Origin of the sequence: Segatella copri (assembly GCF_009495355.1) — a bacterium.
Taxonomy (GTDB): Bacteria; Bacteroidota; Bacteroidia; order Bacteroidales; family Bacteroidaceae; genus Prevotella.
Genome location: NZ_VZAD01000007.1, coordinates 1 through 23,151, shown reverse-complemented (window position 1 = coordinate 23,151; position 23,151 = coordinate 1). Strand labels below are relative to the sequence as shown.

The following is a 23,151-nucleotide window of genomic DNA, read 5'->3' as shown; positions in this document are numbered from 1 at the left end:
TAACTAATTGTTGTTGGTTTTGAATTCGATTACAAAAGTACAAAAAAGTATCTGAATATCAAAAAAAATAAGTACCTTTGCACACAATAAAGATAAAAAAACGACAGGAAGCCACAGCACCACAAGTACAACAGTATAGGGCGAGTGCCATTTCTGCCAAACCAAAAGAGAAGAGCGAGAGCAAGACTTTTCGCCCATAGAAGAACTTAAATTAAAAAATACAACCGACAATGGAAAAGAAATTACGTGCAGCTTCCATCTGTGTACAGGGAGGCTATGAGCCAAAGAATGGAGAACCTATCGAAGTGCCCATCATTCAGAGTACCACATTCAAGTACGACAATTCTGAAGAGATGGCCATGCTCTTCGACCTGAAGAAAGAAGGATATTTCTATACCCGACTCCAAAATCCCACCAACGATGCTGTTGCCAAGAAAATAGCACAGCTCGAAGGCGGTGTGGGAGCTGTATTGACAAGTAGCGGTCAGGCCGCCAACTTCTATGCTGTATTCAACATCTGCGAGGCTGGCGACCATATCGTTACCTCCAACGAGATTTATGGTGGAACCTTCAACCTCTTTGGTGTGACACTCAAGAAGCTCGGCATAGAATGCACCTTCGTCAATCCCAACGACAGCGAGGAAGAAATACAGAAGGCGTTCCGCCCCAATACCAAGTTGTTCTTTGGTGAGACCATCAGCAACCCAGGATGTGCCGTTCTCGACATAGAGAAATGTGCACGTATAGCTCACAAGAACGGTGTTCCTCTGATTGTGGACAACACCTTCGCCACACCAATCAACTGTCGTCCTTTCGAATGGGGAGCCGACATCGTAACCCACTCCACTACTAAATACATGGACGGAACCGCATCACAAGTAGGCGGTGTGGTAGTAGACAGTGGCAACTTCGACTGGATGGCTCACGCCGAAAAGTTCCCTGGTCTCTGTACCCCCGATGACAGCTATCATGGTCTGACCTACGTAAAGGCCTTCGGCAAGATGGGCTATACCACCAAACTCGTAGCCCAGTTGATGCGCGACCTTGGAAGCATACCTGCCCCAATGAACTCTTTCATCCTCAACCTGGGACTTCAGACTCTTCATCTGCGTATGCGCCAGCACTGCGAGAATGCGCAAAAGGTGGCAGAGTTTCTGCACAATGACTCGCGTGTGGCTTGGGTTCACTACAGCGGCTTGAAAGATGACGCCTACCACGAACTGGCGCAAAAATATCTTCCCAACGGCACTTGTGGTGTAATCGCCTTTGGCTTGAAGGGCGACCGCGAGACGGCCATCAAGTTCATGGACTCACTCGACATGATCAATATCGTGACCCATGTGGCAGATGCCCGCACCTGTGTGCTTCATCCTGCCAGCCATACCCATCGCCAGCTATCTGACGAGCAGTTGAAAGAAGCAGGAGTTGCCCCCGACCTCATCCGCCTCTCCGTAGGCATCGAGGATGTCGAGGATATCCTCGACGACATCAAGCAGGCACTCGACAAGATATAATCTTCACGCTCCACTTTAAGGGGCTGAATAAATCAATCTGTTAGGAGGTAAATGCTAATCAAAAAAGGCATTTAAAGACTATTAGCAATTCAAGCATTCCAAGCAAAGATAAAGATGCTTAAAAAATGGGTGTTACAGTTGGGTATGCTAGTTCTAAATTATGGAAAAGCGAATAATATTACAATATATGAAGTATATGATTTTATCTTTTCTGATGCTGCTTACCCAAGCTGTATCAGCCCAAACTATCAGAGATAGCCAGAATCAATCAGACAGCTTGTCTATTGGAGAAATCTTCTATCTCGGAGAGCAAAATGATGCACAAAAAGCGACTATCAAGATTAAGACAAATGAAACAACCACCCAACGCCATGACGGAAACGATGTCTTCAAGACAAACAGAGTAGCAGAATACTCGATAAAAAAGACATCTGCCAATATTGTCATCAGCAGAAAAATAATATCGACTGTAGACACACCGTTGAGTACCGAGACTACCATCAAAAAGCTTTTTCCAAATGTAACTTCCAAATTATTAAGCGGAATATTGAAACCTGGCAAAAGAAACATAGCAAAGTGGGAGCTCAAGAAAATACCATGCTCCATATCAAGCAAGAACGGCCTTGTTGCATTTCTCATAGACAAGTTAGTTTTGGCTGGCGGAAACATCGAAGAAAAAAACATGGGAACGATAACGAAGTTCAACAACATGACCGAAACACTTCTATGCAAAGAAAAGAGCGAACAGCCTTGTCTTGACAATATAAAATCGATCATTACAAGCACCGCTTTGACATCAACTAACAAACTTGAAGGTTCTCACCATATCGAATTAGAAGAAGTTATCAATATAGAAGACAAGGCTATCGTCAAGAAATAGCAAGTACATCATAAAAAAAACAGCTTAGAATACTTATATATAGCATTCTAAGCTGCTTTTACCTTTTCATAGCTTTATACAAAAACTAGCATAAAACCCTTCATCCTTCATCTATCCCTTGGAATCCCCTGTGTTTATCGGGGTTTCAGAGGGTGAATGGCACAATTCCACCCTTCATCATCCTTCATCTCCCTTCATTCTCATTGGGTAAACGGGACCGCGTTGACACCTCGCATCGCTCAACCTGGAGTTGTTGTAAAGGGAGAATAACAAGCATCTCTTGAAGTTAAAGAAGACTTGTCATAATGAATTCGAACTATACGGTTGGCACGCCCTGAGCCAACGGTCACCGGCGCGTAGCGGAAAGGTAAAGGGCGTATTGGGTAATTTCAACCATACAGATTGAATAATACTACCAACTTTTAGGCACTATTTTTTATCCCAAACTGAGGTATTATTTTCCTTGCAATAATATCCTTTTAGTCCAATATTACAAAATCTATAGCGAAAACATGTAATTTCTTTCTGAAAAATATTGTGTCTTAAAAAACTTTTGTAATTTTGTAGCGGACTTGGTGAAAACCATCTCCAGACATATTAGAAATGATAAGAAGCGTTATGCTTATCTCATAGTCGGGAACGTAGGAAATTCAAGACTTATCAGAGAGATTGCATAGTGGTTCTCACGCATAGCGTGGGCTGCTATTCCCATATTCTCTGATAAAAGGTAATTCCTACGACCTCCGACTTAGAGTGTGGCATAGTCAGTACCACGCTTCACGTTTAATAAAAGGTTCATTCGAAGTGCTGGGATGAGGATGGAGCTATTGGCTAATGAGTACCCTTAAACCTATTTATGTTCAATATGCAGAGGAAGCTGTACACGCAAGACATAACAGAAATTTTCAAGTATTTGTCTTTGTCTTCTGAAAGATATGAAGCCTTCCAAGATTTTTATAATTCTCTAAGTATTTACGACGACTAAAATAAATTGGTAAATTATATGATGTTATGCTATAATAAGGAATGCAACATGCTATATCATGCAAATAGTGCACCAACTGCGGATGTTCTCTTTCATTGCTATGAAGATAAAGGTTTCAAGGAAAGTGAGAACATCTACGTTGGGGAAACAGGCTTTTCCTTTGTAATTAGAAGTAATTTTGGTTATGGAAATGCGTCATACTTGCAGTTTAGAGCTACTTACAACACATGCAAGTTGTATGATTATGAGGCAGGTTACCAAAAAGAAAATTGGTTACCAATCTTTAAGTTTGAACCCAATCCAGACAATTGGGATAAGCTCTTTTGTAAGATAGAAGAAGTTTTTATACAACGAGAATCGTGGAATTGTAACAGCTTAACAAAATTTCTTATTTGGTTTGATTCTGAATTCTCAAATCTTAAAGAAGAGGAGCTAGAAAAGAAGCCAAACTTAATTGTCGGACAAATATCAACTGCATTACATGATGGAATAGCAAGAAGTATGTCTTTTAATCCTATGCTGAAACCTTTGCTCATAAAAATGTGCAAAGTTGGTCTGAAGATTATACGTAAGAAGACTACTGGTGATGGATTTCTGAGACTTTCCGAAGAAAACAGAAAGAAAGGCATGGATACCATATATGATTTTTTGAAAGAAATAAATCATGAATATTTACTATTTGAGTGATTATGAATAGAATCTATAAGAAGAACTTTATTTTTAAAGCTAACCGTTTTGAAGAGTACTCTAATGGAGTATGCACCAATAAAGGTGCCATAAATACAACTATAGTTGCCAAAGTTTTAAATGACTCCACTTTAGGAATAGGCTTGTTGGACGAAGTTCCTGCTAACCTTAACACGAGGTTTGGACTTCCAATTTTTGGCATTCAGAATGGTGATATATTGGAAGATAGAATACAATACGGGCGTATCCCAGACTCATTTAGTTGGAATGATCCTAATGAACCTTTGGTGTGTAACATCTTCAACAATTTGACTTGCATCAGATTTGCGATGTTATCACCACTTAGAATCGTGGAGTTTTATGGACAATTTGTTGATATACAATAATTTAAGCGTATGGATAATTTGCTTTCTAATAATAGTATTGCCAGCCTTCTTCAGCAAAATGGAGAAATGGATGCAGAAGTTAATGTCTATTCCATTACTTTCAAACAAGCAATGACTCTTATAGGTTTTATTCCTTACAATGAATTAGACACTCTTGACTTTTACAAACCTCAAATAAATATAAATAGTGAAGTTATCTTTACTCCATATCGAATAAAATTCCCTATGTTTGAAATGACTTACCCTGTTATGAAGAAGATTCGATTAGCAGAAGAGGGAGAGGAATGTTTGATTCAAAGGAAACTATTTACTCCGTTTGGTAATAAAGGCTTTATTGGCTATTATCATAATGTAGAAAGAGATGACTACCCTGAAGACAAGAGAAAGAGAGTCTTAGAATATACAACGAGAGATCTGCTTAGACAGGTGAAGACTTCTCCTTATTATACCCCTAATAGGCTAAGTGTAAATGAGGACGGTCTTCTAGTCTACAATCTATCACCAGAAGAATTTGTGTTGTCAAGGACTTTTGGTCGTTATACGGTAATAAGTAATCGTTATTTGTGTTTGTGCGCATATACGAATAGCGTAACAGGACTTCCTTGTTATTCGTTGTTCGACCCTGAGGATATTTACAAAACAGAAGATACAAATAAAAAAGATGAATAGCTCTAATCGTTATTTTTCTGATATAGGTGATACATTCGGCTTTGGCAAACATAGAAATCAGCTTCTGTGTGATGTCATGGCCGATGACCCAACTTATTTAATATGGTGTGTAAATAATATTGATAATTTCGGAATGAGTCTGCAAGCATTAGAGCAAATAAAGTTATTATTTCCAAATTTTCCAATAACAGACACAGTTATGCAACATGTTGGGATGGATTATGAATTTCAAGACACTTCCGATTATGTAGACGATTCTGATTGGCAGGAATGGGAAGAAGAACCAGCTACATATGAACGGTATGGAGGTTCTTATGCGCAAGATGAAATGGGATACTCCGATGATGATATAGATACTATCTTTGAAGGCGATCCCAGTGCTTATTGGAATATTGATTAGTTTTTTATTAAATGTAATTATGAATAAATTAGTTTTATTTTTTGGTGTGTTGTTAGGAGTTTGTCTTTGCTCTTGTAGTAGTAATAAGACTGCTTCTAACACAGAAGAACTGGATACCGTTTGGAATGAAAAGGTACAAAATTCCTTCTATGATTTGAAGTTGGGGACTCCAACAAGTGTAGAACAAATAGTTAATTCTTTGGAAAAACATGGATTCTATTTTATCAAAGAATATAGTACAGATGAATCATTGCATTTTAGATTTCACGAAAGCCAATATTTTACATTTGGAGGGCTTACATGGGAAATGTTAGATATATACAGAGAAGGTGATGTTCTACAAGCAGTTTATTTTAGGAATAGCAGTCTTGATAAAGCTGAATCTATTCAAAACTACAACTATATAAAGGATGCAATAGAGAATAAGTATTTACCAACATCAGTTCAACCAAAAGACACAACAATTTATGAAAAAACTCTTTATTTCGGAAGGAATAACGTCAGAGCAGCGGTTTCTTGCTACAGATACGAGACAGTGACAAAGAAAATAATGATTGGTACGGAATTATCGTATTCACAGAAAAATATAAAACCAGCTAATGACGAACTATAATGGCTCATGGGAGATTGTCCGTGTATAGCCAATATCTCATGAGCCACTTTTCTTTGCACAAAAGTACAAAGAAAAGTGAATCATGATATAATGTTCAAAATATCTTTTGAAGAAGTTTCTTGTTATTTCGGAAAATTATCCTTATTTTTGCAGAACAATATAAAAAAGGTGTAAAAATATGGTAGAGAACCAATCAACGAGCATTCGAAAATATCCTAAGCGCATCCCTTACGGCATGATGAACTTCAAAGCCGTCATAGAGGATGACTGCTACTATGTCGACAAGACTCCATTCGTGGAGAAAATTGAAAGAGCCAACAAGTTCTTCTTCTACATCCGCCCTCGCCGATTCGGCAAGAGCCTCACCCTCTCCATGCTTGAGCATTACTACGACATTAATCGAGCAGACATCTTCGACAAGCTCTTCGGGCATCTCTACATCGGTCAACATCCCACACCCGAGCACAACAAATATCTTGTCATCAAGCTCAACTTTGCAATAGTAAATGCAGAACTGAAAGACTATAAAAAGGGATTAGACGACCATTGTCGTATAGCCTTTAATTTTTTCTGCGATGTATACGCACAATATTTGCCAAAAGGCATCAAAGAAGGTATGAACCAACTGGATGGTGCGGTCAAGCAACTGAACTTTTTGTGCCGTGAATGCGAGAAGACCAACGCCAAGGTGTTCCTCTTCATTGACGAGTACGACCATTTCACCAACAAGATTCTTGCCGAGCCCAATTGCCTGGACAAATATCGCAAAGAAACTCATGGCGAGGGCTACTTGCGCACTTTCTTCGACACGATCAAGGCTGGCACGGATTCTACCATCGCCCGTGTATTCGTGACAGGAGTCAGCCCTGTCACATTAGACGACCTGACCAGTGGATTCAACATTGGCACCAACTACACTCTGAGTGCCCAATTCAATGAACTGACGGGATTCACGGAGAAAGAAGTACGAGCCATGCTCGAATACTACTCCACCCAATACGAGTTCAACCATACCATCGATGAATTGATAACCATCATGAAGCCATGGTACGACAACTATTGCTTTGCACTCAAGAAGTTCGGCAAAGTGACGATGTACAACTCCAACATGGTGCTTTACTTCATCGACAATTATGTGAACAATGATTGTGAGGTGCCCGACCACATGATAGACGAAAACATCCGCACCGACTACAACAAGCTCCGCATGCTCATCCGCAGAGACAAGGAGTTTGCCCACGATGCCTCTATCATCCAGCAACTGGTGCAGCAAGGTTACATCACGGGCGAACTCAAGTCGGGATTTCCTGCAGAGCTGATTGGCAACCCCGACAATTTCGTCAGCCTATTGTTTTACTTCGGAATGGTCACCATCGACGGAACATACAAAGGAAAGACCAAATTTGTAATTCCAAACGAGGTTGTGCGCGAGCAGCTATTTACTTATCTCCTCGATACCTACAAAGAAAACGACCTCTCATTCGACAGCTACGAAAAGAATGAGTTGGCAAGCAATCTTGCTTATGATGGCAAATGGAGAGCATACTTCCAGCACATTGCCGACAGCTTGCATAAATACGCCTCCCAGCGAGACCATCAGAAGGGGGAGTATTTTGTGCATGGCTTCACGCTTGCCATGACTTGCCAAAATCAGTACTATCGTCCGATCTCCGAAAAAGATACTCAGGAAGGATATGCTGACATCTTCCTATGTCCGCTTCTCGACATCTATAGCGACATGACCCACTCTTATATTGTGGAACTCAAGTACGCCAAATCGAAAGATACTGATACGCACATCCAACAGCTTTTCAAAGAAGCCGAGGCTCAAGTGAACCGCTACGCTCAAAGCGAAGTGGTCACTTCCGCCGTGAAGACGACCCAACTTCACAAGATTGTCGTCATCTACAGAGGTACAGAGATGGTGGTGTGCGAAGAAGTAACCAACAATCAGTAACTCCCGTTCATGCCTCCCTCTTCACCCACACCTTGTGGCTGTGGCGACCGTGCGAGCAGATGGGCGACTGAGGGTCGTCGGTAATCCCCTTCAGGTCTTCGGAGGCTACCGTACGACTCATATTGTTGAGCTGGGCATAGTCGTCAAGGCTGATAAAGCCATTTTTCTCTATCACTTGCAAGGCTCGGGCAATGCGCTCCTCACGGGTGTAATTGCTTTTCAACACTCGTTTCACACCACCCATGTCCCGCTCTAAATACTGGTCAGTCTCAAGCTTCACTTCCTTGACAAACTCGGGCGCAGCCCTATAGTTGACGTTCTTGACGCCCACCCTTCGATAAGTCATCTTGTCGTCCTCGTCTTGCATCTCGGCAGGCTTGTCGTCCTTGAACTCTAACGAGAGCGAATAATGACCCAGATTGCCCAGATTGACATTATATCCCATAGAGAGCATTCTCACCAGCATGTCCTCGACATCTATCAACACAGCCTCTACCATACTGGGCGACGTGCCCCGATGATAATCATGCATCATCTCGACAAACTCCTTGCGCGACAGGGTACGGTTGATCATCATCTTGGGATACACCCTTCGCTTACCATCATGATGCACGTCCGGCATCTCTTGCAACTTGTACTTAGCCATGTTTTTGTTCCTTTCTATATTGATATTTGTTATTATAATGGGTTAAAATTGTTTCTGAACACGCAATAAAGTTATGTTCTAAACTATCGAACTTAAGTTCTAAACTATCGAACTTGTGTCCGAAACTATCGAACTTAAGTTCGATAGTTTAGAACATAGATTATACGAAGGCAAAAATACAATTTATTAAGGAATAAAACAAATTTTATCCTAAGTTTGTTACTTTTTCTCCGCAAATATGACATTCGCTCCTCATCATTCGATAAAATGCCGCCCATGGGTACATTTTGCACAACTTTCTTGCTGCTTTGGAAAATTATCATTATTTTTGCACTATGATTACCATATATGGGATAAATCAAACAACAACATAAAAAAAACATGATTAAAACAATGATCTTAGCCGCTGCCACACTTACGATGAGTGGCACTATGGCTAATGCACAAACAATGATTGAGAAGAACAACATCAAGGTGGAGAACCACCTGATGACGCCTGAGGCTCTATGGGCCATGGGGCGAATTGGTGGTGCCGAGGCTTCGCCCAACGGCAAGCAAATCGTGTACCAAGTAGGTTACTACAGCGTCAAGGAGAACAAGGGTCACCAGATGCTCTTCATCATGGATGCCAATGGAAAGAACCAGAAGGCCCTCACCACTGATGCCAAGAGCGAGAGCGATGCCGCATGGATTGCTGACGGTAAGAGAATTGCCTTTATCCGCGACGGACAGCTCTGGAGCATGAACCCAGACGGAACCGACCGCAAACAGCTCACCCATGACAAGGCCGGTATCGAGGGATTCCGTTTCTCGCCAGACGGCAAGAAGGTTATCCTCATCAAGGAACTGCCCTACCACGGCACCATTAAGGAAAATCCATCCGACCTTCCTTTGGCTACAGGCCGACTCGTTACTGACATGAACTATCGCCACTGGGACCACTACGTGGAGAGCATCCTTCATCCTTTTGTAGCTGAAGTGGCAGAAGACGGAACCGTCAGTGAGGGGGAAGACATCCTGAAGGGCGAACCTTACGAGTGCCCTATGGCACCATTTGGTGGTATCGAGCAGCTGGCTTGGAGCCCTGACTCTAAGACCATCGCCTATACTTGTCGCAAGAAGGAGGGATTGCAGTATGCTATCTCTACCGACTCTGATATCTATCTATATAATATAGGTACGCGCGAGACGAAGAACCTTTGCAAGGAAGCCGGCTACGTGGAGCCTAAGGTAGATGCTACCAAGAGTATGAAGCACCAGGCTGTCAATGCCCCTGAAAACTTGAAGAACAATCCAGGCTATGACACCAATCCTCAGTTCTCTGCTGATGGCAAGTATATAGCATGGCAAAGTATGGCACGAGACGGATACGAGAGCGACCGCAACCGACTCTGCGTATACGATCTCGCCACTGGCAAGAAGAATTACGTAACAGAGAAGTTCGACTCAAATGTAGAGGGATTCACATGGAACAAGGACAACAAGAGTCTTACCTTTATAGGCGTATGGCACGGAACATTGAACCTTTACCAGACCAACTTCAAGGGTGAGGTAAAACAAATCACCAACGACTGGGCTGACTATGGAAGCGTTTCGCTTGCCAATAACGGCAACAAGATTCTCGCCACACGTGCAAGCATGAGCCATCCTACCGACATCTATATGGTGACACCTGGCAAGAACGCAAAGACCACCAAGGTGGAACAGATAACCCGTGAGAACGACCACATCCTGAACCAGTTGAACTTAGGCAAGTGCGAACAACGCTGGGTGAAGACTACCGATGGCAAACAGATGTTGGTATGGATCATGTTGCCTGCCAACTTTGATGCCAGCAAAAAGTATCCTACCCTCCTCTTCTGCGAAGGCGGACCTCAGAGTCCTGTCAGCCAGTTCTGGAGCTATCGTTGGAACATCCAGATCATGGCAGCCAATGGCTATGTCGTAGTATTACCAAACCGTCGCGGTCTGCCAGGTTTCGGAAGCGAATGGAACGAGGAAGTATCAGGCGACTGGACAGGCCAGTGTATGAACGACTATCTTTCTGCCATCGACGATGCTACAGCCAACCTGCCTTATGTAGACAAAGACCGCCTGGGTTGCGTAGGCGCCAGCTTCGGAGGTTTCTCTGTATATTATCTGGCTGGTCATCACGACAAGCGCTTCAAGGCTTTCCTTGCTCACGATGGAGCTTTCAACCTCGAAAGCATGTATACTGATACTGAGGAGGTTTGGTTCTCCAACTGGGAGTACGATGATGCTTACTGGAACAAAGACCAGACTGTCAACGCCAAGAAGACATACGAGAACAGCCCTCACAAGTTTGTAGACAAGTGGGACACTCCTATCCTCTGCATTCATGGCGAGAAAGACTATCGTATCAATGCAAACCAAGGCATGGGAGCCTTCAATGCGGCTCGTTTGCGTGGCATTCCTGCCGAGCTGCTCATCTTCCCAGACGAGAATCATTGGGTATTGAAACCACAGAACGGAATTCTCTGGCAACGTACCTTCTTCGGCTGGTTGGACAAATGGCTGAAGAAATAATCTTTTGAAAGAAAAAACGATATTGGCAAAAGCCAATTCCATTTAAAACAAGACAAAAACGAGGTATCAGGCGTAACCTGTTACCTCGTTTTTCCTTATAGATTTTTAAGCCATTTTTTACCAGATTTGGTACTCAACCAGATATTCAGTATCAAAGCCACTACTCCTGTACCAGCCAATGTCATTATTAATGCTTCCATATCTTTACATTTTAGAAATTCTATACCCAACCGTAGACAACAAACTGGTGGTAATTAAACCAGTAACAAAGAGCCAAATTGCGGTAGCTGTTACATCTTCCTTTAAAAACATAGTTACTACATCTCCCACAACCATAGCTGTGAAAGTTGCCTTAGCCAAATCATAGAAGAATTTACTTAAGTTCTCACGGCTATACCTTAACTTTTCTTTATCTTCTCGAGCTGTCATACGCTTTTATATTTAAAACACAGCAAAAATACAACTTTCTTTTCAAACAAACAAAGAAAAAAGAGTTTTTTAGGAAATATAAAAAAAAATCTTGCTTTGAACGTATCAAAGCAAGATTATATACGATTTAGCTCACGCGATTCAACTTCTTGATGATAGAGAAGATGAAGAGAGCTGAGACCAAGCAGATACCTGCAAGAACGCCCCAAATTATAACGAGGTTGAAGTTCTGACCCCACATGATACCTGGCACCATAACCAACTGGTTACCGATAGCTGTTGCACCGAACCAGAGACCCATCATCAAACCTGCATACTTAGGAGGTGCCACCTTCGATACAAACGAGATACCGATTGGAGAGAGCAGAAGTTCAGCGAAGGTAAGGATGAGATAGGTAGAAATCAAGAGATTTGCACTGACACGTGTACCCTCGGTAGTAGGGTCGCCCTGTGTCAAAGGAAGCTCCAGACCCATTGAACCTACAGCCATCCATACAAAACCGAGAGCTGCAACGAGCATACCCAAACCAATCTTCTCTGGAGATGTTGGCTCCTTGCCTATCTTGTTGAGCCATGAGAACAAAGCTACGCTCACAGGTGTCAAAGCTACTACGTAGCATGGATTGAACTGCTGGAAGATAGGAGCCTCAACATCTACAGCACCTTCAAGATTGGTGTACTTGTAGAAGAGGAAGGCGATGGCTGCAACGATAATACCAAGTGAGATACCTTTACCCTTGCCTGTTTTGCTCTGTGCCAAACCGAAGCTTCCGTAAACAACAAAGATGCAAGCTACGAGGTTGGTAACATCGAATGCCATTGACTGCAGACCTTCTGAAGTCTTCTGCGTATAGTCGCGTGCAAAGAGTGTCAGTGTATTACCGTTCTGATGGAAAGCCATCCAGAAGAAGATTACCACCGCGAATACCAAACAGAGGCAGACGATGCGCTCCTTGGTTTCTGCCTTCGAAAGCTCGTTAGCCTCCTTGACAGGAGCCTTGTCGTCCTTATTCTTGTTCTCAGAAGCAAGAACGTGTTTGTATGTAAAGCTGAAAGCATAGTAGATGGCAATACTAACAATAAGCGATGCACATGCTACGGCAAATGCAAAGTGGTATGAATCCTCCACCGAAACGCTCAGGCTCTCCTGCGCCCACTTCATAATCTTGATGGCTGCAGTAGGTGCAAACATGGCACCGATATTGATAGCCATATAGAAGAGCGAGAAACCGGAATCACGATTGCTGGCGTACTGTGGCTCGTCGTAGAGACGACCTACCATCACCTGCAGATTACCCTTGAACAGACCTGTTCCCAAAGCAATAAGGATAAGCGAAATGCCCATTGCGGCAACAGCAACAGTGTCTTTGCCAAGAGGGAGTGAGAGCACGAGATAACCGATAAACATAATGAAGATACCCGTAGTAACCATACGACCAAAGCCAAACTTGTCGGCTGCGATACCTCCGATGATAGGCAAGAAATATACCATCATCAAGAATGTAGAGTAAATAGTACTTGCCAATCCAGTTTCAAAACCGAAGTTAGCCTGCAAATAGAGTAAGAACACTGCGAGCATGGTATAATAACCAAAGCGCTCACCCGTGTTAGCCAAAGCTAAGGCCCACAGACCTTTTGGTTGATTCTCAAACATAATTATTTTTTAGTTTTATTTATAATGATTCTTTCGATTCAAGTTTTTTACATAATATGGTTGCAAAGTTACACATTTTCTTTGAATATACAAACAATATGCATTAAAAAGCGCCATCATTATATCGATCTTCAACCTTTTGAGCATACAAAAAGCAGGAAAACAGAGCCTACATCTTTCTTAAAGTAGCTAAAAAACACATGGTTATGCAAACTTTTTCTCTTTAAAAGCTAATTATATTGTATTTTTTTTGTAACTTTGCAACCCGAATTCAAGGAATAGCGATTTTCCTACGTATCATTAGAACAAAACATCAAGGTAAAAAGAAGATTTATGAGACAACTTAAGATCAGTAAAAGTATTACCAACCGCTCCAGTGAAGCACTCGACAAATATCTGGTAGAGATTGGTCGTGAACCTATGGTCTCTATCGATGAAGAGATAGAACTTGCCCAGAAAATACGCAAGGGAGGCCGTGAGGGAGAGCGTGCCAAGGAGAAATTGGTAAAAGCCAATCTTCGATTTGTTGTATCTGTTGCCAAGCAATACCAACATCAGGGTCTGGGTCTTACCGACTTGATTGATGAGGGTAATATCGGTTTGGTGAAGGCTGCAGAGAAGTTTGATGAGACTCGTGGTTTTAAGTTTATCTCCTACGCAGTATGGTGGATTCGTCAAAGCATTCTGCAGGCTATCGCTGAGCAGAGCCGTATTGTTCGCCTTCCCCTCAACCAAGTTGGAGCTCTGAGTAAGATCCAGGCAGAAATCAGCAAGTTCGAACAGGAGAACCAGCGCAAGCCATCAGTAACTGAATTGAGCCAGATTACCAAGATGGAGGAAACCAAAATCGACCAGACCATCAAGGCCGACAACCATCACATGAGTATTGATGCTCCATTCGGTAGTGATGATGACGACAATGCAATGGTTGACGTAATGGCATCGGGCGATGACAGCCGAACAGACAAGCATGTTGATTTCGAATCTATGAGCCAGGAGTTGCAGCGCGTTCTCAGCACCGTTCTCAAGGAGCGTGAACGCAAGATCCTCTGCTACTGCTATGGTATTGGATGTCACGAAAAGGGTCTGGAGGAAATAGGAAGCGAATTCAATCTTACTCGTGAGCGTGTACGCCAGATACGTGAGAAGAGCATCATCAAGCTGCGCGACAGTGGTAAGATCAAAATCTTGATGAAATACCTTGGGTAAATTAAGTGAAGAATTCTATTTCAGTTTGTAATATTGAATGAGAAAGGGCAATCAGATTGGGATGAACCAACTGATTGCCCTTTTTTACTTCGTTGCTATGAGCTACTTATCTTTATCTGATTTTTCTCTCGTCTTCAAACCCTATTGAAGAAAAGCAAGAGAATTTTTCACTCTTCGTTCTTTACTCTTCACTTTGTCAAGAAGTTTCCATCCTTGTCAATCAATCCAGAAACACCATCCTTCACAGCCTCGAAGTATGGATATTCGTCACGAAGGCAAATCTCATCATAAAGGAAGTCGGCTACTACCGTATCCTTGCCATCAGGCATCACGAGTCCCATTTTACCATCTTTCTCTGCTATGACAGGCATGATTGTCAGATCGTCGTTATAGATATAACAGGTACGCAAGAAATCGTAAACGGGCGAAAGCAGCATATTGCCCTCGTGGTCTTTCATTCCGAACTTACCATCCTGCTCTATCACCTCGTGATACTGTATATACTTTGCCTTGATGCGATGATAATAAAACACCATCTTTCGCTTGTCGTTGACAAAATCAAGCATGTACTGAAATGTATCACAATAGTTGGCCACCGATCGCACAAGAATCATCTTGAGATCCAGACCGTCCAACGCCTTGCGATTCAAATCTATATACTTGGCAATAGCCTTTTCTTTCTCGGGAACTGAAAGACTTGCCAGTTTTTCCTCGAACTTGACCATAGCCTGTTTGGTGCCCGACATACCTTTGATATAGCGGTGAATCTGGCGTCCCATCTCGGCACAGATAAACTTGTCTATCTCCTGCTGCTCTATAGGATCAGCATACTCTTTAATTAAAGATTCTGGTGTAGCGTTCATGGTTGTTTCCTTTCTTTTTTAGAATTATACTTTCAAAGATTAGGAAGAACAAAGAGCAAACGAATTCTTCGCTCTTCGTTCTTCACTCTTCACTTCATTTATTTCTTCACATTAGGCTGCTGCAGACCATAGCCCTTGCGCTTGTCTTCCAAGAGAAGGAGGAAGGAGATGACGATGGCAATCACGCCAAAGCCAGCAAAGATGGTCATCGTCTCAGTATAGTCGATAACACCATTTGCACCCGTGTTAGCCTGGTTCACCTTACCAATCCATACTGGAATAAGAGCCAGTCCGATATTCTGAATATAGAAAATAAGGGCGTATGCAGTTCCTAAGAGTTTCATTGGGATGATCTTTGGCACGGATGGCCACATGGCTGAAGGTACCAGTCCAAAGGCGATGCCCAGGATGAGCATCATCACGATGGCAAGCACCCATGAATTGAGCGGCAGGGCAAAGACTACGTGTACCAGCGTAAGGAGGCAACTGCCGATAATCATCAGCGTGGCACCCTTGCCATACTTATCGTATATACTACCGAAGAACGGTGTAAGGAAGATGGTACCGAATGGCAACATCGCAGGAATCAGACCTGCCACATTAGCATCAACACCATATTTGAAAATCATCAACTTGGTAGCAAACTTCAGGAATGGGAATACACCTGCATAGAACATCAGGCAAAGGAATGCCACATACCAGAAACCTGTAGTCTTGAAAAGACGCCCCAAGTCTGAAAACTTGAAACCTTCTTCTGGCTCAGTAGCTACAGCAGCAGCTGAAGCATCCTCCTTCTTGTCCATCACGCAATAAACCAAATAGACCAAGACTCCGGCACAAAGCAAAACTGCACCCAAAGCAACAGAAGCAGACACACCGCCCATTTCCTTGGCAAAAGGAAGAGAAAAGCCTAAGGCAGCAGCAGTTCCCAAACGAGCCGTAGCCACCTGCACTCCCATAGCCAGAGCCAACTCATGACCCGTAAACCATTTCACGATGACCTTGCTCACTGTGATACCACAGATCTCGCAGCCCACGCCATAGATGGCGAAACCAAGAGCGGCTATCACTACCTGTGTACTATAAGTACCAAAGAATGGTACTGCTACAGATCCGGCAAACTCATGACCTACAGCATACCATTTCAACAAGGCTCCACCAAACATCAGGACGGTAGAGAGAACACCTGTAAAACGGATACCGAACTTATCGAGGATAAGACCACCGAAGAAGAGGAGCAGGAGGAACACATTGAAGTATCCGTAAGCACCTGAGAAGAAGCCATACTCATCCGAACTCCATCCGAGTCCGAGACCGTTCTCTGCCCCCTTGGCTGCTGTCAAGAGAGGCTCAAGTGGAGACATCACATCTGTAAAAAAGTAACCGAACATCATCGTGACGCTCACGATGAAGAGGGCTGTCCAGCGAGCGGACACAGAGTCGCTCAATTTCATCTGAATTTTTTCTGTTGTACTCATTTTATATTATTACTAATTTTTCCATAACCATCACCAGAAGGATTGTTCTGCCCGTAAAGTAACACTTAAGAGCTGCTTTCCGACAATAGAAAGTTACTTTCTCTTCACGTTCTTGGTACGAGTGATATCAAAGAGATAAGAAGCCTTTACAACTATCTGTCCGAAGTTACTTTTTCCGAAGTAATCCTTCTTTGAAGAACCATAGATATTGCCTAAACCATAATAGTAACGGCCTTCGAGCAGGAAATGTCCCACCTTGGGAATACTGTATTCCATACCTGCACCTGCAGCGATTCCATAATCGAGTTTCTTTTCAACAGGCATATCATACTGAGCAGTGATATTGCTTACCCGGTCGTTTTCGGTTGATGTTGTCTCATCGAAGTTGGTCGTGGTACTTTCATTCAGATAAATTCCGATCTGCGGACCTAAATTGACAAAGAAGTTGAAGCCACGCTCCTCCCTTCCCCATGCCAGATGAGCAAAGACTGGTATCTGTATATAAGTAATGTCACGCTGATATTTCAGCGCCTCACCCGTTCCACTGATCAGCACGGCATTGTTTTCTATGTCAAGTATGTCTTCTGTCCATCCCACCTTGGCATAATTCACCTCGGCATAAACCGAGCAAATGGTCTTGAAGTATTTTTCGCATACGTAGCGCAAAGACACTCCGCCCGTTATACCGCCATGCTGTTTTTGCTGCACCGTAGGAGTAAAGCCCACCTTGCTGAGCACATAGCCACCATTTGCACCTATGGCAAAATCGCTACGATGCTCGCCTATCTGTGCCTGAACCGTTGTAAGACTGCAGACACTCAGTGCCACAACCGCTATTATATGTTTTATGTTCATTGGTCTTTATTTCTTCTGTTCATGTCTATTTTCACTTGCCAACAAGCGACTTCATCAATATGTCACAGCCTCAATCTGTCTATTGAAGGTATAGTGTATCAACTGCAACAACTGATTGCGATAACCTCCCTTGGCGGTTTTCACGAAACGAAGTGGAGTCTGCACAGGCTGCTCACCCGCTATACTGCCAGTTCCTGCAAAGTTTCTACCTTGTTTCTTGATGCCCTGTATGAAGTACATAGCATGGTCGTAACCCGTCAGAGCAAAGCTTGGCTGTGCTATCATCATTGGCACATGGAACCACCGGCTGTAGTTGCGCTCCAACTGCAAAGTACGTGCAGAGTTGGCATTATAGTAGAAAGTAGAAGGAATGTATGTATCGTACTTATAGAAACGGTCGAGATTGTACTTGGCATACATCAGCCACTCTGTATAACCGAAGAGCGACACCACGGCTCCTGGATATTTAGCATCCAGTTCATCCAACTTGTTGAGTACGGCTGTAAGCTGTGGCGAACGTCCAGTATTGAGTACCACCACATTGCGGACTGAAGGAGCAAAAGCCTTGGCAAACTGATCGATAGAGCTGTTCACATTGGTAATGCTGTAGTTGATCTTTCTGCGTTCCAGTTCTTTACGAAGTCCGAAAGTAAAGTTTCCCTTACGTGAAGTACTGTCATTACAGTCTACGAAGATGGGATGGGCACTTGGGAAACGTTTCAGGAAAGCCTGGATAGTAGCCTCGTTGAGCTGCTCCGGGCTCTGATATACTTGGAATATTTCCTTGTTGCGCTCCACATCATCGCCAGTTATAGAGAAAGGTATCACCATCTTGATGCCATAGGTCTTACAGAATCCTGCCAACGCACTCACCTGCTTGGAATAGAGAGGGCCGAATATCACATCGCACTTGTTGGCACCTTCCTGTAAAAGCGTGGTACGGATATCGGCATCAATAGGCACGTTCCAGGCATGTATATCTGTAGAAATGCCCTTCTGCTTCAATGTTTCACAAGCCATCAGGATGCCTCGATAATACTCCACCATTCGTCTGCCATCACCGTCTACATCATGAAGAGGCAACATAACCCCTACCTTCACAGCACTTGCGGTTTGGACAGCAGTTACCTGCTGGGCAGCTTTCAAGTTCTTACCAGCAACAACTGTCTGAGTCCCCTGGGTGTTTTTTTCGTAAGGAATAAAGAGGGTATCACCCTTCTTCAATACATATCCTTCCTGTTTCATCTCTGGATTGGCATCCATCAGTTCTGGCAGACTCAATCCATACTTCTTAGCAATACTGAAGATGGTATCCTTCTTCTTCACCGTATAGATGTCGCGCCATTTAATGCTCTGCGCCAACATGACAGAACTCAACATCAAGCCCAAAACGAGCAACAGATATCTTAATTTTAGTCTCATAACGTCGATATTTTGGTTATTCATGTGCAAAAATACAAAAAAACTCTCAACCAGCCATATTCATGTCTCATCTTTTTAGTATCTTTGCACAAAATAACGCCTCACAAGGCAAAAACGACATTTAAGATATGAGATTGAACACCCGATACACATTTCTGTTATGGGCACTCCTCGTGCCGGTCATAACACTCTGGGCAGACGACTATCCAACCGTCAATCCAGTTGTGACGTTCACCAACAGTGAAGGAGAGACAAGTACTGACCTTGCCTATACGGGTTCTGCCCCTGTCAAAGCATCATGTGTGGCCAACCCCGAGAACACGACTGGCTGGGATGGCTATTACGAATGGCGCATCTATCACGATGCCGAGGAGACTCCCTATATAATAAGGTATGAGCAGGACACCGAACTCGAGTTTACTCAGAGCGGAACTCATCGTATCGTGCTCTACGCAAAGTTTACGAAAGATGGCGAGGTGCAGGAGTTTCTCACCGACGATTCTCCCGTTACGGTCACCATCTCAGAAAGTCAGCTACAGATGCCCAATGCCTTCAGTCCCAATGGAGACGGTATCAATGACATCTATAAAGCCAAATCGGGATATCAGAGTCTTATAGAGTTTCATGGCTACATCTTCAACCGCTGGGGACAAAAACTTTTCGAATGGCGCGACCCTGCCGACGGTTGGGATGGCACCTACAAGGGCAAGCCGGTTAAGGATGGAGTCTACTTCTGCCTTGTCAAGGCAAAAGGAGCCGATGGAAAAGAATACAATATCAAGCGTGATGTCAACCTGCTGAGAGGTTACATCGAAAACCAAACGAATTCAGGACAATAATGCAATCAGAAGAAGAAAAGATAAATGTGTGGGGAGCCCGCGTTCATAACCTCAAGAATATAGACGTAGAGATTCCCCGCAACTCACTCACCGTCATCACTGGTCTATCAGGATCGGGCAAGTCATCCTTGGCCTTCGACACAATATTCGCCGAAGGTCAGCGTCGCTATATAGAGACTTTCTCTGCCTATGCCCGTAACTTCTTAGGCAGCATGGAGCGACCCGATGTAGACAAGATTACTGGTCTTAGCCCTGTCATCAGTATCGAACAGAAGACCACCAACAAAAATCCACGTTCCACGGTAGGTACCACAACCGAAATATACGACTATCTGCGTCTGCTATATGCTCGTGCAGGAACAGCCTACAGCTACCAGAGCGGTGAGGAAATGGTGAAATACACTGAGGAGCAAGTCATCGATATGATACTCAACCACTATGCAGGGAGACGAATCTTCCTGCTTGCCCCTTTAGTGCGACAGCGCAAAGGGCACTATCGTGAACTTTTCGAAAGCATGAGACGCAAGGGCTATCTCAATATCCGCGTAGACGGAGAGATACTCGAACTCACACGAGGCATGAAGGTCGACCGATATAAGAATCACAACATAGAAGTCGTCATAGACAAACTTGCCGTCAGAGCTGAAGACGAGGAACGATTGCGCAAAAGCGTAGCTACTGCTATGAAACAGGGAGAAGGCATGGTGATGGTCATAGACAAAGACACACTCGAGGCAAAGAATTTCTCCAAGCGACTTATGGATCCCATCACGGGTATAGCATATCAGGATCCTGCGCCCAATATGTTCTCATTCAACTCGCCCGAAGGTGCCTGCCCCCACTGCAAGGGATTAGGCAAGGTAGACCAAATAGACATGGAGAAGGTGATTCCCGACAACAGCCTGAGCATCTACGAAGGTGGCATTGCTCCATTAGGCAAATACAAAAATCAGATGATATTCTGGCAGATTGAGGCTGTACTCGACAAGTATGATCTCAAACTAAAGACACCTATCAAGGATATTCCTGACGATGCCATGCAGGAAATACTGAACGGCTCACTTGAGAAGGTAAAGATTGCCAAAGAGAAGGTACATACCTCCTCCGACTATTTCTGCGATTACGAAGGTGTGACCGAATACCTGCGCATGGTGATGGAGAACGACGACAGCTCGGCTGGAAAGAAGTGGGCTGACCAGTTTATATCCACCGTTGTATGTCCTGAATGTAAGGGACAACGACTCAAACGCGAGTCGCTCTCTTTCAGGATATGGGACAAAAACATATCAGAAGTAGCTAACCTCGACATAGATGAACTGCGCGACTGGCTCGACCAAGTAGAGACGCACCTGCCACCTATGAAGGCCAAAGTGGCTCATGAGATTATCAAAGAACTGCGCTCACGTGTCACCTTTCTTCTTGACGTAGGACTCAACTATCTGTCACTCAACCGTCAGTCGGCTTCTCTCTCGGGAGGTGAAAGTCAGCGTATACGTCTTGCCACACAGATTGGAAGCCAATTGGTCAATGTGCTCTATATCCTCGATGAGCCAAGTATAGGTCTTCACCAACGCGATAACGAAAGACTCATCAACAGTCTGAAAGAATTGCGTGACTTGGGCAATACCGTCATTGTGGTAGAGCACGACCGCGACATGATGCTGGCTGCCGACTATATTGTAGATATCGGGCCTAAGGCTGGTCGCAAGGGAGGCGAGGTGGTCTTCCAGGGCACTCCTGCACAGATGCTCAAGACCCATACCATTACTGCACAATATCTCAACCACGAAATGGCTATCGAGTTGCCTGCCCATCGTCGTAAGGGTAACGGCAAGAGCATCATCATACATGGTGCCAAGGGCAACAACCTGAAAAATGTAGACGTAGAATTTCCTTTGGGCAATCTGATTGTCGTAACAGGCGTAAGCGGTTCTGGCAAGTCAACACTCATCAATGAGACACTGCAGCCCATCCTATCCCATCACTTCTATCGCTCGCTCAAACAGCCCATGCCTTACGACAGCATTGAGGGTATCGAGAATATTGACAAGGTGGTAAATGTAGACCAAAGCCCCATAGGACGAACCCCACGCAGCAATCCTGCTACCTATACTGGCGTGTTCAGCGACATACGCTCGCTTTTCGTTGGACTTCCCGAGGCCAAGATAAGAGGATATAAGCCTGGACGTTTCTCCTTCAATGTAAAAGGTGGACGATGCGAAGCCTGTGGCGGCAATGGTTACAAGACGATAGAAATGAACTTCCTGCCGGATGTGTACGTTCCCTGCGAGGTTTGCCATGGCAAACGATACAACCGCGAGACATTAGAGGTTCGTTACAAGGGTAAGAGTATCGCCGATGTACTCGACATGACCATCAATCAGGCGGTAGAGTTCTTCGAGGCCGTACCACAGATATTGCAGAAGATTAAGGCTTTGCAGGACGTAGGATTAGGGTACATCAAGTTAGGACAAAGTTCCACCACCCTCTCTGGTGGTGAGAGTCAACGTGTCAAGTTAGCTACAGAGTTGTCAAAACGCGACACTGGCAAGACACTCTATATTCTTGACGAGCCTACCACGGGCCTTCACTTCGAAGATATCCGCATTCTGATGAATGTGCTGCAAAAATTGGTAGACCGCGGCAACACGGTCATTATCATAGAGCATAACCTCGATGTTATCAAATTGGCAGACTACATCATTGACATGGGCCCCGAAGGAGGCCGTGGCGGAGGAACATTGCTATGTGCCGGTACTCCCGAGAAAGTGGCAAAGAGTAAGAAAGGATATACTCCACGCTTCCTGGCAGAGGAACTGAAATAAACATTCAACACAACACTATAAACACTTAAGAAAATGGATAAATTACCTCTCAATGACATTCCCATGCTTGTGAGTGCCATTAATTTTTTGCTTCGAGATCACGAATTCGAAACACTTGACCAGATTTGCTATCACTTCAATGTTGACAGAAAAGAACTGGAAGCCAAGATGGCTACTCAAGGCTTCGAATGGTCGGAAGAACAAAAGAAATTTTGGTAAAAGCAACGATTACAAAATCATGAGGGTGTGTCATAAGTCTGTGACGCACCCTTTTTTATTTTTTCATCTTTCCT

Annotated in this window: 20 protein-coding genes; 13 read left to right on the top strand and 7 right to left on the bottom strand. The window is 43.8% G+C overall.

Annotated features, from left to right (window positions below; all coding sequences use genetic code 11):
- Positions 1-230 precede the first annotated feature (230 nt).
- From F7D20_RS00475 to F7D20_RS00440, 8 genes are all read left to right on the top strand, one after another.
- On the top strand, positions 231-1,514 hold the full coding sequence (locus F7D20_RS00475; protein ID WP_022253125.1) for an O-acetylhomoserine aminocarboxypropyltransferase/cysteine synthase family protein: 1,284 nt from the start codon (positions 231-233) through the stop codon (positions 1,512-1,514).
- Between the two features lie 187 nt (positions 1,515-1,701).
- On the top strand, positions 1,702-2,394 hold the full coding sequence (locus F7D20_RS00470) for a hypothetical protein (protein WP_158462318.1): 693 nt from the start codon (positions 1,702-1,704) through the stop codon (positions 2,392-2,394).
- A 1,033-nt stretch (positions 2,395-3,427) separates the two neighbouring features.
- Positions 3,428-4,066 (top strand): hypothetical protein, encoded by a 639-nt coding sequence (locus F7D20_RS00465; protein WP_158462317.1) that lies wholly within the window; start codon positions 3,428-3,430, stop codon positions 4,064-4,066.
- Between the two features lie 2 nt (positions 4,067-4,068).
- A complete protein-coding gene (locus F7D20_RS00460) occupies positions 4,069-4,452 on the top strand; it encodes a hypothetical protein (protein WP_158462316.1) in 384 nt (127 codons plus the stop codon).
- A 9-nt stretch (positions 4,453-4,461) separates the two neighbouring features.
- Positions 4,462-5,121, top strand: a complete 660-nt coding sequence (locus tag F7D20_RS00455) for a hypothetical protein (protein WP_158462315.1) — start codon at positions 4,462-4,464, stop codon at positions 5,119-5,121.
- Positions 5,114-5,521, top strand: coding sequence for a hypothetical protein (locus F7D20_RS00450; protein WP_158462314.1), 408 nt, complete (start codon positions 5,114-5,116; stop codon positions 5,519-5,521). Before F7D20_RS00455 ends, F7D20_RS00450 begins: the two co-directional genes overlap by 8 nt.
- A gap of 19 nt (positions 5,522-5,540) precedes the next feature.
- On the top strand, positions 5,541-6,134 hold the full coding sequence (locus tag F7D20_RS00445) for a hypothetical protein (RefSeq protein WP_158462313.1): 594 nt from the start codon (positions 5,541-5,543) through the stop codon (positions 6,132-6,134).
- A 178-nt stretch (positions 6,135-6,312) separates the two neighbouring features.
- On the top strand, positions 6,313-8,091 hold the full coding sequence (locus tag F7D20_RS00440; protein ID WP_228114054.1) for an ATP-binding protein: 1,779 nt from the start codon (positions 6,313-6,315) through the stop codon (positions 8,089-8,091).
- A gap of 7 nt (positions 8,092-8,098) precedes the next feature.
- Here F7D20_RS00440 and F7D20_RS00435 read toward each other — a convergent pair whose 3' ends face one another.
- Entirely contained in the window at positions 8,099-8,737 is a 639-nt protein-coding gene (locus F7D20_RS00435; protein WP_158462312.1) for a hypothetical protein, read from the bottom strand.
- A 381-nt stretch (positions 8,738-9,118) separates the two neighbouring features.
- Between F7D20_RS00435 and F7D20_RS00430 the strand changes: the two genes are divergently transcribed.
- Positions 9,119-11,284 carry a S9 family peptidase gene (locus tag F7D20_RS00430; RefSeq protein WP_158462311.1) on the top strand — a complete coding sequence of 722 codons (2,166 nt, stop codon included), beginning with the start codon at positions 9,119-9,121 and terminating at the stop codon, positions 11,282-11,284.
- 204 nt (positions 11,285-11,488) lie between these two features.
- Here F7D20_RS00430 and F7D20_RS00425 read toward each other — a convergent pair whose 3' ends face one another.
- Together F7D20_RS00425 and F7D20_RS00420 are read right to left on the bottom strand one after the other, a co-directional pair.
- Positions 11,489-11,713: a hypothetical protein gene (locus tag F7D20_RS00425; protein ID WP_158462310.1), complete on the bottom strand. Its 225-nt coding sequence runs from the start codon at positions 11,711-11,713 to the stop codon at positions 11,489-11,491.
- Between the two features lie 127 nt (positions 11,714-11,840).
- Positions 11,841-13,367: a peptide MFS transporter gene (locus tag F7D20_RS00420; protein ID WP_158462309.1), complete on the bottom strand. Its 1,527-nt coding sequence runs from the start codon at positions 13,365-13,367 to the stop codon at positions 11,841-11,843.
- Positions 13,368-13,700: 333 nt separating this feature from the next.
- Between F7D20_RS00420 and F7D20_RS00415 the strand changes: the two genes are divergently transcribed.
- Positions 13,701-14,576, top strand: a complete 876-nt coding sequence (locus tag F7D20_RS00415; RefSeq protein ID WP_022251900.1) for a sigma-70 family RNA polymerase sigma factor — start codon at positions 13,701-13,703, stop codon at positions 14,574-14,576.
- Between the two features lie 188 nt (positions 14,577-14,764).
- Here the strand turns inward: F7D20_RS00415 and F7D20_RS00410 are convergent, their stop codons facing one another.
- From F7D20_RS00410 to F7D20_RS00395, 4 genes are all read right to left on the bottom strand, one after another.
- Complete coding sequence (locus F7D20_RS00410) at positions 14,765-15,439, bottom strand: hypothetical protein (RefSeq protein WP_158462308.1); 675 nt, start codon at positions 15,437-15,439, stop codon at positions 14,765-14,767.
- 98 nt (positions 15,440-15,537) lie between these two features.
- Positions 15,538-16,917, bottom strand: coding sequence for an MFS transporter (locus tag F7D20_RS00405; protein ID WP_158462307.1), 1,380 nt, complete (start codon positions 16,915-16,917; stop codon positions 15,538-15,540).
- A 93-nt stretch (positions 16,918-17,010) separates the two neighbouring features.
- Entirely contained in the window at positions 17,011-17,772 is a 762-nt protein-coding gene (locus F7D20_RS00400) for a porin family protein (protein WP_158462306.1), read from the bottom strand.
- Between the two features lie 54 nt (positions 17,773-17,826).
- Positions 17,827-19,194, bottom strand: a complete 1,368-nt coding sequence (locus F7D20_RS00395) for an amino acid ABC transporter substrate-binding protein (RefSeq protein ID WP_158462305.1) — start codon at positions 19,192-19,194, stop codon at positions 17,827-17,829.
- A 128-nt stretch (positions 19,195-19,322) separates the two neighbouring features.
- Here F7D20_RS00395 and F7D20_RS00390 point away from each other — a divergent pair, with 128 nt between their 5' ends.
- Genes F7D20_RS00390 through F7D20_RS00380 form a run of 3 tightly spaced genes read left to right on the top strand, consistent with a single transcriptional unit; the run spans position 19,323 to position 23,077 of the window.
- Positions 19,323-20,033 (top strand): gliding motility-associated C-terminal domain-containing protein, encoded by a 711-nt coding sequence (locus F7D20_RS00390; RefSeq protein ID WP_158462304.1) that lies wholly within the window; start codon positions 19,323-19,325, stop codon positions 20,031-20,033.
- Complete coding sequence (gene uvrA, locus F7D20_RS00385; RefSeq protein WP_158462303.1) at positions 20,033-22,858, top strand: excinuclease ABC subunit UvrA; 2,826 nt, start codon at positions 20,033-20,035, stop codon at positions 22,856-22,858. The genes F7D20_RS00390 and uvrA overlap by 1 nt, the downstream gene beginning before the upstream one ends.
- A gap of 33 nt (positions 22,859-22,891) precedes the next feature.
- Complete coding sequence (locus tag F7D20_RS00380) at positions 22,892-23,077, top strand: DUF4250 domain-containing protein (protein ID WP_022251908.1); 186 nt, start codon at positions 22,892-22,894, stop codon at positions 23,075-23,077.
- Positions 23,078-23,151 lie beyond the last annotated feature (74 nt).